Genomic DNA, 12,836 nt, shown 5'->3' on the forward strand with positions numbered 1-12,836 from the left:
GTAATTTAGCGGCAATGGGGTATAAAAGTTTACAAGCCTGCATTGCCGATCTGGAAAAGCATGGCCATTTGGTGCGTATAAAACAAGAGGTTGATCCATATCTGCAAATGGCTGCTATACACTTGCGGGTGTTTGAAAATAATGGTCCGGCGATACTTTTCGAAAACGTAAAAGGGAGCAAGTTTCCGGCTGTATCAAATCTGTTCGGCACGTTAGAAAGGTCGAAATTCATTTTTCGTGATACGCTTGAAAAGGTTAAAAAACTTGTCGACATAAAAAATGATCCGCTTAAAGCAATAAAGCAGCCGTTTAAGTATGCCGATGTAGCGCTTACAGCGTTATCGGCCTTGCCTATGCGGTCGGGTACCGATGCCCCTATAAAATATGGCCGTACCCAAATAAGCGAATTACCGCAAATTGTGAACTGGCCCATGGATGGTGGTCCGTTTGTTACCATGCCCCAGGTTTATACCGAAGATGCTGATAAACCCGGCATCATGAACGCTAACCTTGGTATGTACCGCATCCAGCTTGCCGGTAACGAGTATGTTCAAAACCAAGAGATAGGCCTGCATTATCAACTGCATCGTGGTATCGGCGTACACCAAACTAAAGCGAACGCAAAAGGTCAGCCTCTTAAGGTGAGCATATTTGTTGGTGGTCCGCCATCGCACCCGGTAGCTGCTGTTATGCCCTTGCCCGAAGGTCTGTCGGAGATGACTTTCGCGGGAGCTTTGGGTAACCGCCGTTTCAGTTATTTTTATGATGACGAGGGCTTTTGTATAAGTGCCAATGCTGATTTTGTGATAACCGGCACTGTTTATCCACATGAAAATAAACCGGAAGGCCCGTTTGGCGATCACCTTGGTTACTACAGCTTAACGCATCATTTTCCATTAATGAAGGTGCATAATGTGTATCACCGTAAGGATGCAATATGGTCGTTCACGGTAGTTGGCCGCCCGCCGCAGGAAGATACCAGCTTTGGCGCATTGATACATGAGATAGCCCGTTCGGCTTTACCCAAAGAAATACCCGGATTGCATGCAGTAAACGCTGTTGATGCTGCAGGGGTGCATCCGCTGTTGTTCGCCATAGGCAGTGAGCGTTATACACCTTATATAAAAGAACGCCGCCCGCAGGAAATATTAACAATAGCTAACCATATTTTGGGCAAAAATCAACTTAGCCTTGCAAAATACCTTTTGATAGCCGCCCATGAGGATAATCCTCTATTGGACATACACGATATAGGTGCTTTCCTGAAACATATATTGCAGCGCGCCGACTTTACCCGCGACTTACATTTTTATACCAAAACCACCATTGATACACTTGATTACAGTGGCAGCGGACTAAATAGCGGCAGCAAAGTAGCCATTACAGTAGCCGGAGATATAAAACGTGAGCTGTGGAATGAATTGCCGGTTGGTTTCAGCCTGCCGCGGCCATTTACCGGGTTTAAAATGGCTATGCCGGGCGTACTGGCGGTTGAGGTACCTGCCAACATAAAAAGCAGCGATATCAGCCTGATGGTAGAGATACTGGAAGAACACTTCACCGGTATGAACTTAAACGGCTTGCCATTGATTATTTTTTGTGATGATGCCGGCTTCACCGCGCAAAACATCAATAACCTGGTTTGGGTAACCTTTACCCGCAGCAACCCATCACACGATATTTATGGTATAGGTAGCGTTACTGAACATAAGCACTGGGGCTGTACCGGTCCGCTGATTATTGACGCGCGCATTAAACCGCACCACGCACCTGTGTTGGAAAGAGATCCTGCCGTTGAGAAACTGGTTGATAAAATGGGAGAAAAGGGTGGTGAGTTGTATGGAGTGATATAATTATTGTCACACGTCATTACGAAGTAGTCTGCTTAAGTTTCGTGCTTCGTTAGGAAGGGGGTGTGCTTTCTTGAATGTTAGTGGATGTACTTCTTTCTTTTGCCGTAAAAGAAAGAAGTACCAAGAAAGAAACCTCGCGGCTGCACCCTGGCCTTTTGAAGTTAGTGCTATGGCTTGGCCTTTACTTCCCGGCCATGCTGATGCCGCATTGTTCAGGTTATTAAAGGTTTATCAGGCTCTGTTTTACTCGACCCAGAAAGGGTAAATACTTAACAAGTGGATTTGCTTTTAAAATGCGGGCAAAGGCCCCTCCGGAAAACCGTGGCCGGGAGTTTTGCCTGTGTGTTTGGTAGGTTTTTTCCGGATAGGCATTTTCTTTTGGTTCATTTTCTTTGTGGCTATGACAAAGAAAATGAACATCCACTGGCTTGCATAAATCACTCTGCCATTCCTAACGGAGAACTGAGCTTAAAAAATTTCGACATTATTACTCCCAAATTACTGCTGCTGCACAAAATTCGCCAATTCAGTCGTTGTTTCATAACTCACACCTTTATACCGCGTTACTTTACTGTCCATGCAAACAGTATCAACACTGCCATCAGTATTGGTGAGCAGTATTTTTCCACGCACATCAGGCTCATAACTATTGTCGGTACGGTATAAGGCGTCAATCAGCTTGGTTAGTTTGTCCAGCTGTGCTTTATCGGTAATCGTTTTGCTGTGCCATTTGTCTTTATAATAGTAATCGAACTTATCACACGTAACGTTGAACATGGTTTCGGTTTGAAAGGCAACAACTTCCATTGTGGCCGACTTAAGTTCGTTGGCCGGTTTGTCTGGTCCGCATGAGGCAGTAAGCAGCAAAAGCGCTAACGACAAGTTATACAGGTGTTTCATTTTTCAGGCTGTTATTCATATCAAAAATAGTATTTTTAAACAAGGTAACTGAGCAAGATACGGGTTTTATTGCCTGCCGCCTACAGGTAATTTTGATGTAAATAATACGACAATGGAAACGCAGGAAATTATTAACTACCAACGCATAGCCCATGCTATTGATTACATCAAAACCAATTTTAAAGCGCAGCCATCGCTTGATGAAGTAGCCGAAAAAGTAAATCTTAGTCCGTACCACTTTCAGCGGATGTTTACCGATTGGGCAGGCGTTAGCCCGAAGAAATTCATTCAATATTTAAGTATCGAACATGCTAAGAACATCCTTAAGCAAAAGCAGGCGACACTGTTTGATACGGCTTACGAAACCGGATTGAGTGGTACAGGTCGTCTGCACGATCTGTTTATCAACCTGGAAGGTATGACGCCTGCCGAGTATAAAAATGGCGGCGCTGCGCTCAACATCAATTACAGCTTTGCCGAAACGCCTTTTGGCGATATCATTGTGGCCTCAACAACAAAAGGTATATGCCATATGGCTTTCGCCGATGACAGACAGGCCGCATTAAAAATGTTGCAGGCGCAATTTCCAAATGCTGTTTACAGCCAGTTTGCCGACGTGCATCAACAAAACGCGCTGTTTATCTTTAAAAAAGACTGGGCTGAACTTAATGAGGTAAAGCTGCACCTCAAAGGCACGCCATTTCAACTGAAAGTTTGGGACGCGTTATTGAAAATACCCGTTGGCGGACTTTCAACTTACGCAACAATAGCTCAGGATATACAATTGCCTACGGCATGCCGAGCAGTTGGCAGCGCGGTAGGTGATAACCCAGTAGCCTTTTTAATTCCGTGTCACAGGGTAATTAAATCAACAGGGGAAACAGGGCAGTACCATTGGGGTTCGACACGCAAATCGGCTATGATAGGCTGGGAGGCGGCAAGTGTAGAAGCAGTTATCGAAAAGGCATCATGAACATACAGCAAAAAATAAACGGCATAAATAAAGATGACCTGGCAGCTGACCTTAACCGAACAGGATACGCGCTGGTAAAAGGCTTGCTTACCGCCGAGGAATGTGACAGGTTGATCGGTGACTATAAAACCGAAAGCCTATACCGCAAAACAGTTATCATGGAACGCCATCAGTATGGGTTAGGGGAATACAAATACTTCGACTACCCATTGCCTGATGTAATACAGCAGTTACGCGAAAGCATTTATCCCTTGCTTGCGCCTGTAGCTAATAACTGGATGAAGGTGCTGAATATTGAAAAGCAATTTCCTGAGCAGCATAAAGAGTTGATTGAACATTGCCATAAGGCCGGACAGGTAAAGCCTACTCCGCTGATATTGCAATACGGACAAAGCGGCTATAATGCGTTGCATCAGGACCTTTATGGCGATGTGTTCTTCCCTATGCAGGCGGTTGTGTTGTTAAGCGAAGCCGGCAGTGATTTTACCGGCGGTGAATTTGTATTGGTTGAGCAGCGCCCAAGGGCACAGTCGAAAGCTATGGTGGTAAACTTTGCTAAAGGTGACCTGCTGGTTTTCACAACCAACTTCAGGCCGGTGCAGGGCAGCCGGGGTTATCACCGGGTGAACATGCGCCATGGCGTAAGCGAAGTGACTTCAGGAAGCCGTTACACTTTGGGTGTGATATTTCATGATGCTAAATGATAAACCATACTAAACTCGGCGAAACATCCTTCCGGAGAAGTCGAAAACTTAAACAATTGATTGATGATGGCTTAATTACATGTGCAGGCAATGTAAGGCTTAAAATTTATGGTATGCTTAATTGTTCATCGGGCAAGCGCATGAAAGCTGAAAATCGGATATTCTTTAGCACAATTGAAGAAGCGCTTGGAAACAATTATCGTCCTTGCGGACATTGTATGCGCGAAGCATATCAGCAATGGAAATCTGGTGGTCATAGTTGAATTATTTCTTGGCTTACAATTGAATATCGACCTTAACCTTTTGCGGTTTATAATCTTAATCTCTTAACTTAGATATGGAGGCAAATTCCTATCTTTGCCCATGCAAGAAAAAATACTAATTCTTGACTTCGGCTCGCAGTTTACTCAGCTTATAGCACGCCGTGTCAGGGAGCTTCGCATTTACTGCGAGATCCACCCTTTCAATAATTTTCCGGAAATTGATGGCAGCGTAAAAGGTATTATCCTTTCGGGCTCACCTTATTCGGTGCGTCAGGACGATGCCCCGCATTTCGATTTCAGGAAGTTTCATGGCAAGCTGCCTATTTTGGGTGTTTGCTACGGTGCGCAATACCTGGCGCATTTTAACGGGGGCGAAGTACTGCCATCAAGCACACGGGAGTATGGACGAGCAAATCTGCAATATATCAATCACGATAACCCGTTGCTGAAAATGATCCCTGCAGATTCGCAGGTATGGATGTCGCACGGTGATACCATAGCCAGCCTGGCAGACGATTACGAGGTAATAGCCAGTACCGACAGCGTGCGTGTGGCCGCTTACCATGTACGTGGTTCACAAACATACGGTATCCAGTTTCACCCGGAGGTGACGCATAGTGTTGACGGTTCGCAACTGCTGCATAACTTTTTAGTTGACATCTGCGGCTGCGCACAGGACTGGGCACCTGATTCGTTCATCGAAACCACCATCGCGCAGCTGAAAGAAAAACTGGGTAACGATAAAGTAGTGCTTGGTCTTTCGGGCGGTGTTGATTCATCGGTAGCGGCTGTATTGCTGCATCATGCTATAGGCGCTAATCTTCACTGTATTTTTGTTGATAACGGCCTGTTGCGTAAAGATGAATTTGAGCTGGTGCTTGATTCTTACAAACACATGGGTCTGAATATACGAGGCATTGACGCTAAACAGCGCTTTTATGACGCACTTGCTGGTTTAACTGATCCTGAGAAAAAACGCAAGGCCATTGGCCGTGTATTTATAGAGGTATTTGACGATGCCGCTCACGAAGTGCAGGATGTGAAATGGCTTGGACAGGGTACTATCTACCCGGACGTTATCGAATCGGTATCCGTAAAAGGGCCATCAGCAACTATAAAATCACACCATAACGTAGGCGGGTTGCCCGACTTTATGAAGCTGAAAGTTGTTGAGCCGCTGAACACCTTGTTTAAAGACGAAGTTCGCAACGTTGGGAAGGCTTTAGGCATCGACCCGAATATTCTTGGCCGCCATCCATTTCCTGGTCCGGGATTGGCTATCAGGATATTAGGCGAAATCACCCCCGAAAAAGTACAGATATTACAGGAAGCCGATGCAATTTATATCAACAATTTAAGGGCTGCCGGTGTTTACGATAAAGTTTGGCAGGCAGGCGCTATTTACCTTCCGGTACAATCGGTAGGAGTAATGGGCGATGAGCGTACTTATGAAAATGTGGTATGTCTTCGTGCGGTTGAATCATTAGACGGAATGACGGCCGACTGGTGCCATTTGCCGTATGAATTGCTTGCTAAAATCTCTAACGAGATCATCAATAACGTAAAGGGGATCAACAGGGTAGTATATGATATCAGCTCGAAGCCGCCGGCTACTATTGAGTGGGAATAAACTGACGCTTTTTTTGACGATGGCTATAGCAATATGGTCATGTTCGCCAAAAACAAGCCCGGTTACCAAAATACCCACCAAACCAGCTGATAATACTGCTAATAAACAAACTGAAAATAAAGCCGGTAAGGATGTCTCCAAGCCGGTTAAAAAGGCATCAGACAGGTATTCAACCATCGCGCTGATATTGCCTTTTGGCCTTGATCATTTAAATCCCGGCGGAAAATATAGTTCTGCCGGGTTAAAAAAAGCCTCGCTCGCACTCGATTATTACCGGGGCTTTAAACTGGCGCTTGATTCGCTTACTGCCGACGGCGCTAATTTCCGTGTACTGGTTAACGATTCGAAAGATGAGCCCGCTCAATCACGAGCGCTGGCGCTTAACCCGCAGATACGTACAAGTGATCTTGTAGTTGGCCCGGTATTTCCTGATGGCATGAAGTCGTTTGTATCGGTACCTAATCCGGGCAAAAAACTTATCCTGTCGCCTTTATCTCCGGCTGCCCCGGCAACTTATAACGATTCAAGGGTAATTACCATTATCCCGCCGCTTGAGTACCATGCCCGCCGTGCTGCCGAATTTGTTAATGATAAAGCCGTTACCAAGAAGGTTTTTATCCTAACTTCCGGTTACAGCGATGAACAGGCTTATATAAGCTACTTTAAAAAGGCCATAGACAGTCTGAGTAAAAAGAAGATCAAGGTTATTCAATACACCGTATCGCGTGGTAATCTAAAGCCGCTTATCCCGCAAATGACCAAGTTTAATAAAAACTTTGTGGTTATTCCCTCAACGCAGCAGAACTTTTTGAAAGTAACACTGTACTCGCTCGACACACTTTCTCGGCAGTACCCAATGGCATTATTTGGTCACCCAAAATGGGAGAAGTTTACCTTTTTAAAAGCTGAGCAAATGCAGCGGTTAAACGCGCATATTACTTCGGCTGATAATGTGAATTATAAATCGGTATCAGCCATAACTTTTATCCGTAACTACCGTAAAGCTTATCATGCCGAACCGTCTGACTATGCTATCAAAGCTTTTGACGAAGGTTTATTTTTTGGTCAGATACTTGCTGATGATCCTAAGAAACTGGAAAAGCTGGATGACTATGATTTTACCGGCTTGCACAACAGTTTCAAGTTTATTAAAAAAGGCAATCAGGGTTGGGTGAATACGCATGTCGACGTGTTAAAGTATGCTAACTTTGAGCTAAAACTGGTAGAATGAAGGCATTAAATCAGCTAAAAACGTTCACACGTATATTGGATGAATATCCGGCTGATACGCCCTTAGGTAAATTTCTGCCCGGCTTTTACCGTCAAAATAAGCAAATGGGCTCAACCGACCGTAAGGTAGCGGGGAGGTTAGTGTATAATTACTTCCGGTTAGGCAGGGCACTGCCTGATCTGCCCGCTGAGGAGCGTTTACTGGTTGCCGAATTTTTGTGCAACACCCAAACCAACTCTTTTCTGCAGCATTTCAAGCCTGAATGGGCTGCTTGCATTAATTTCAGCATAAAGGAAAAGATAGCCATGATAAAAGCTGCCTACCCTGATTTTAAGCTGAACGATGTTTTTCCATGGCATGCCGAATTATCAGCGGATATTGATAAGCAGAAGTTTCTTGAGTCTTTCTTTATGCAGCCTGATCTGTACATTCGTGTGATAAAAGGATATGAGCAGCAGGTAAAAGCAGGTTTAAACAAGGCTGAGATACCGTTTAAAGATGAAGGCAACAACTGCCTGAGCATGCCCAATGGTACAAGGCTTGAAAATATCTTTCCCAAGCAGCACTTTTTCGAAGTGCAGGATTACTCATCACAGCAAACCGCCAAATACTTTCGTCCTGAAAAATGGGACAAATGGTGGGATGCCTGCGCGGCCTCAGGAGGCAAATCATTACTGTTACATCAAATTGAACCCAACATAAAACTGGTAGTTTCAGACGTGCGCGAGTCCATTCTTGCCAACCTCGACGAGCGTTTTCAACAAGCCGGACTGATGAAGTATCAGAAAAAGATACTCGATCTTACCCAAAACCCTGAGCAGGAAATGCATGATTATGCGTTTGATGGTATCATCCTCGACGCTCCCTGCAGCGGCTCAGGAACATGGGGACGTACACCTGAAATGATAAGCCAGTTCAATCCACAACGGATTGCATTTTTTCAGCGGCTGCAGCAAAGCATTGCCGCCAATGTGGTTAAATACCTGAAACCCGGTAAGCCGCTTATTTACATCACCTGCTCTGTTTTTAAAGCCGAGAATGAAGAAATGTTTGATTTCCTGACATCAGAGCTTGGCCTGAAACTGGAAGAGCAAAAAGTGCTGAAAGGCTACGAGCGAAAGGCAGATACGATGTTTGTGGCAAGGCTCACCGCTCCGTTACAACCCGGAGTTACTCCTGAATAATTTTATCGCGATAGCTAACAATATTACCCCAAAGGCTTTACGCAAAACATTTAAGCCTGATTTACCAAGCAGGTGCTCCAGCCATTTTACGTTTTTAAGTACCAGGTAAACAATGATTGTGTTGATAACGATACCCACCAATATATTTTGCGTTTGATATTGTGATTTCAGCGAAAGCAGGGTGGTCATGGTGCCTGCGCCGGCAATAAGCGGGAACGCAAGGGGAACGATTGATACTGTTTGGGGCAGCATATCATCCTCCTTAAAGAATCGTGCGCCCAATATCATTTCCATGGCGATAATAAATATCACTATTGAACCGGCTATTGCGAACGATTGAATATCAAGGCCTATAATATCAAGTAGTTCATTACCGATAAAAAGAAAAGCAATCATAAGCGCCAATACCGCCAGGCTTGCCTTTTCCGATTGGATATGTCCTGCCCGTCGCCGCAGATCAATAATGATAGGAATAGTACCCAGGATATCAATGATCGCAAAGAGGATCATGGTTACCGATAGGATCTCTTTAAAAATTAGTGGCGGCATATGTATATGAGGTCTTAGTTAGGCTCCTGCGACCTGAGCCGGAAACTCAGCAAAAAGGCAGCAAGAATATACAAAGATGCTAAAAAGAAAATACTGTGCAGCGATATAGCCGTGATAAAACCTGCGGTAACCGGTCCAAGCGTTTGGCCAATGGAAATGTACGACTGATTAATGCCAAGCACCTTTCCCTGCTCATCTTCGGCAGTATGATCGGCAATAATGGCGTTCAGCATGGGGTTGCGCAGGCCGTTAAATAACCCGTAAATACCTATCGCTATGGCAAACAGCATTAATCCATTAGCAAATCCGCTAAGGGCCATCATAGCCAGGCATACCAAGGTTGACAGCAACAAAATAAAGGATTTTGATTTTAATGTTTTTGTAAAGAAAGGTACCAGCAACTGCATAATGATCCCAGTTACACCGAAGCCTGCATAAAATAATCCGGTTTGGGTAGGCGAGAGTTTTAGCTCATCGGTAGTAAAGGTTTGGAAGCCTACTATCATAGCAAACTGCGCCATGGTGAGCAAAAAGCTTATCAGTATACAAATGCCTATTACTTTTTCTTTAAAAATGGTAGCCAGCCAGGCATAATTAAAATGATATTTCTGTTTAGCATCCTTATGAGTGTTGGTTTCTTTTAGAAAAAACAACGTAAGCAATACACCCGTTAACGCGATGCCGGCAGCAAAGTAAAATGGCGTGTGCTGGCCATACTTGCTTAAAACGCCGCCAATGGCAGGCCCGGCAACAAAGCCAAAACCAAATGCTGAGCTTAGTATCCCGAAGTTCTTAGCACGGTTCTTTTCGTCGGATATATCTGATACCATGGCTTGCGCGACGGAGATGTTTCCACCTGTTAACCCGTCGAGTATCCGTGCCGCAAAAAGCATAATGATACTGCGTGCCTGAGCGAAGAGGATAAAAGAAATACAGGTACCTATAAGGCTGATTACCAGTACGGGTTTCCGGCCCCATTTATCAGAAAGGGAACCCAGCAACGGCGTGGCAAAAAACTGCGCGACTGAAAACGCCGCCGTAAGCAGGCCAAGTGTTTGTTCGGTAATGCCAAATTGTTTGCCGTAGCTGTAAAGGAGCGGTACTATAATACCAAACCCCATGGAGTTGATCACACAAATTATTACAAGTACCCATAAATGGTTGCTTCCATGTCCTTCTCGTTTACCCGGCATGCATATATAAGTAAAAAGGCCCTGTGAATGTTTTCACAGAGCCTTCTTTATTATGATTGATACTTTGTTATTCAGTGTATTGTGGATTTGGCGGGTCTTTTGGCAGGTTAACCACACCGTGTCTAATCAGTGAATGTTTTTTACCGTACACAAAGTAAATGATCAGACCAAGAATCATCCAAATTGCCAAACGTAACCAGGTATCTAACGGTAATGAAACCATCATAAGTATACAAATTAATATACCGGCAATTGGCACGAAAGGTACCCAAGGCGTACGAAACGGGCGTGGAGTATTTGGGTCGCTTTTACGCATCACCATAACGCCCACGCATACCAGTACGAAGGCGAATAAAGTACCAATTGATACCATTTCGCCTACCACATGTACGGGTACAAACGCAGCGAACAAGCTAACAAAACCAGCAAAAAACAGGTTCGATTTGTATGGTGTTTGAAACTTGCGGTGTACGTTTGAAAATACTTTCGGGATAAGACCGTCTTTCGACATGGTATAAAATATGCGCGATTGGCCCATTAGCATCACTAAGATTACTGAAGTGTAACCTGCAAGTATAGCCACGATAATAGCTTTTTGTAACCATGCGTAAGGAGTTTTAGCGATAGCCACGGCAACCGGGGCTGCGCTGTCTTTAAACTCGGTATAGTTGGCCAAGCCTGTCATTACGTGTGAGAAAAGTACATAAAGCACGGTACATGCTAATAATGAACCAATGATACCGATAGGCATGCCTCTTTTCGGGTCTTTAGCTTCCTGAGCGGCGGTTGATACGGCATCAAAACCAATAAAAGCAAAGAACACCACACCTGCACCACGCAATACGCCCGACCAGCCGAAGTGACCGAATTCGCCTGTGTTTTCAGGGATGTAAGGCACGTGGTTAGCAGGATTGATATAGCTCCATCCCACACCTATAAATACCAGTACTACGGCAACTTTTAATACTACCAGCAGATTGTTTACAAATGCCGATTCTTTCGAACCGCGGATAAGCAATAATGAAAGGCAAACAATTATAAATACAGCGGGAAGATTAAAATAACCATGAACTATATTGCCATCTGCAAGAGTAACTGTTTCCCAGGGGGACATAGTAAACTCAGGGGGAATGGTTATACCATATAAATGAAGGAATTTTACGAGGTATTGTGACCAGCTGATGGAAACGGTTGCGGCGCCAAGCGCATATTCAAGCACAAGATCCCAGCCGATGATCCAGGCCATAAATTCGCCCATGGTGGCGTATGAGTAAGTATAAGCCGAGCCGGCAATAGGAATCATACTGGCAAATTCGGCATAGCAAAGACCTGCAAAAGCGCAGCCAATAGCGCCAATAACAAATGAAATGGTAACGGCAGGACCGGCATTATTAGCCGCAGCCAAACCTGTTAACGAAAATAAACCGGCACCAATAATGGCACCTATTCCCATTGTTACCAGGTTGAAGCTGCTAAGCGTGCGGCGTAATGTGCCTTCGCCGCTTTCCGCGGCTTCGCGTAGTAGTAGATCAAGTGGTTTTTTAAATCGCATATAGTCAGTTAAATATTATCCCAAACGTACTTAAATTTATTCAATTGGTAAAATTCAGAATGTAACATCAGCGTTTCGGGAAAATTATAAATATTATTTGGCGGAAGGTTAAATACTATGAAGATTGCGACGTTTTGTCTATCACAAACAAAAAGAGCCCGTTAAGGCTCTTTATTATTGTAAGGAAGACTGAAAGATCAGTGTTAGCGTTGCCGGTCGAGCTTAATCATATTATCAACTGAGTATGGACCTGAACCTACTATCCAAAACAACACCAAAAGCATAAACACAATAATTGACAGCCACAATTCAGAATTGAAGAATGTAAAGTTCCGGGTAAGGTTTACAAAAAATATCGCACCCAATAAAATAGGCATTTGTATTACTACAGCCAGTCTTGTAAGCAATCCGAATGCGATCATCAGACCGCCTACAATATGCGCTAAAGCCACAGTGTGTACAATAGCCATTGACGCCAGACCTGAAAAGCCAAACTTATTGGCCGAAGAAATTAAATCATGCTGAGAGCCTACCTCGCTGGCAAACTCAATTCCCTTTACCAGGATAATCAAGCCTAAAATTACACGAATAACATCGAGCCACTTAGCATGGTGCAGGTCGCCCCAATGCTCTACTTTTTGAACCATGTTCATAATAACCTCCTTAGTTAAAATTGACGACGTTTTAAATTGGTATACTAAAGTTACGGATAACTAAGTAACTATTTGCCAATTTTTAATTTAATTATTTGAGGTTCAGTTGCATAGTTTAAATAATTATAAAGGGCGATAAGATTACCTCATC

General features: G+C 44.2%; 12 protein-coding genes. 7 read left to right on the forward strand and 5 right to left on the reverse strand.

Features of this window, described 5'->3' with window-relative positions; all coding sequences use genetic code 11:
- Positions 1-14: 14 nt before the first annotated feature.
- Complete coding sequence (locus EOD41_RS15295; protein WP_127706480.1) at positions 15-1,853, forward strand: UbiD family decarboxylase; 1,839 nt, start codon at positions 15-17, stop codon at positions 1,851-1,853.
- 498 nt (positions 1,854-2,351) lie between these two features.
- Here the strand turns inward: EOD41_RS15295 and EOD41_RS15300 are convergent, their stop codons facing one another.
- Positions 2,352-2,753: a hypothetical protein gene (locus tag EOD41_RS15300; protein WP_127706482.1), complete on the reverse strand. Its 402-nt coding sequence runs from the start codon at positions 2,751-2,753 to the stop codon at positions 2,352-2,354.
- A gap of 112 nt (positions 2,754-2,865) precedes the next feature.
- Between EOD41_RS15300 and EOD41_RS15305 the strand changes: the two genes are divergently transcribed.
- From EOD41_RS15305 to EOD41_RS15330, 6 genes are all read left to right on the forward strand, one after another.
- On the forward strand, positions 2,866-3,726 hold the full coding sequence (locus EOD41_RS15305; RefSeq protein ID WP_127706484.1) for a bifunctional helix-turn-helix domain-containing protein/methylated-DNA--[protein]-cysteine S-methyltransferase: 861 nt from the start codon (positions 2,866-2,868) through the stop codon (positions 3,724-3,726).
- Positions 3,723-4,430 (forward strand): 2OG-Fe(II) oxygenase, encoded by a 708-nt coding sequence (locus tag EOD41_RS15310; protein WP_205780572.1) that lies wholly within the window; start codon positions 3,723-3,725, stop codon positions 4,428-4,430. The genes EOD41_RS15305 and EOD41_RS15310 overlap by 4 nt, the downstream gene beginning before the upstream one ends.
- Positions 4,427-4,693, forward strand: a complete 267-nt coding sequence (locus EOD41_RS21165) for an Ada metal-binding domain-containing protein (RefSeq protein WP_127706486.1) — start codon at positions 4,427-4,429, stop codon at positions 4,691-4,693. Before EOD41_RS15310 ends, EOD41_RS21165 begins: the two co-directional genes overlap by 4 nt.
- A gap of 100 nt (positions 4,694-4,793) precedes the next feature.
- On the forward strand, positions 4,794-6,323 hold the full coding sequence (gene guaA, locus EOD41_RS15320) for a glutamine-hydrolyzing GMP synthase (protein WP_127706488.1): 1,530 nt from the start codon (positions 4,794-4,796) through the stop codon (positions 6,321-6,323).
- A 19-nt stretch (positions 6,324-6,342) separates the two neighbouring features.
- A complete protein-coding gene (locus tag EOD41_RS15325; protein ID WP_127706490.1) occupies positions 6,343-7,554 on the forward strand; it encodes an ABC transporter substrate-binding protein in 1,212 nt (403 codons plus the stop codon).
- Positions 7,551-8,738, forward strand: coding sequence for an RsmB/NOP family class I SAM-dependent RNA methyltransferase (locus EOD41_RS15330; RefSeq protein WP_127706492.1), 1,188 nt, complete (start codon positions 7,551-7,553; stop codon positions 8,736-8,738). Before EOD41_RS15325 ends, EOD41_RS15330 begins: the two co-directional genes overlap by 4 nt.
- On the opposite strand, the gene EOD41_RS15335 is transcribed toward EOD41_RS15330, so the two are convergent.
- From EOD41_RS15335 to EOD41_RS15350, 4 genes are all read right to left on the reverse strand, one after another.
- Positions 8,712-9,287, reverse strand: a complete 576-nt coding sequence (locus EOD41_RS15335) for a MarC family protein (protein ID WP_127706494.1) — start codon at positions 9,285-9,287, stop codon at positions 8,712-8,714. The genes EOD41_RS15330 and EOD41_RS15335 overlap by 27 nt on opposite strands.
- A gap of 14 nt (positions 9,288-9,301) precedes the next feature.
- Positions 9,302-10,480 (reverse strand): MFS transporter, encoded by a 1,179-nt coding sequence (locus tag EOD41_RS15340; RefSeq protein ID WP_127706496.1) that lies wholly within the window; start codon positions 10,478-10,480, stop codon positions 9,302-9,304.
- A 67-nt stretch (positions 10,481-10,547) separates the two neighbouring features.
- A complete protein-coding gene (locus tag EOD41_RS15345; RefSeq protein ID WP_127706498.1) occupies positions 10,548-12,032 on the reverse strand; it encodes an amino acid permease in 1,485 nt (494 codons plus the stop codon).
- 203 nt (positions 12,033-12,235) lie between these two features.
- Positions 12,236-12,685: a DoxX family protein gene (locus EOD41_RS15350; RefSeq protein ID WP_127706500.1), complete on the reverse strand. Its 450-nt coding sequence runs from the start codon at positions 12,683-12,685 to the stop codon at positions 12,236-12,238.
- Positions 12,686-12,836: the final 151 nt, after the last annotated feature.

The sequence above is a fragment of the Mucilaginibacter limnophilus genome, from assembly GCF_004005815.1.
GTDB lineage: Bacteria > Bacteroidota > Bacteroidia > Sphingobacteriales > Sphingobacteriaceae > Mucilaginibacter > Mucilaginibacter limnophilus.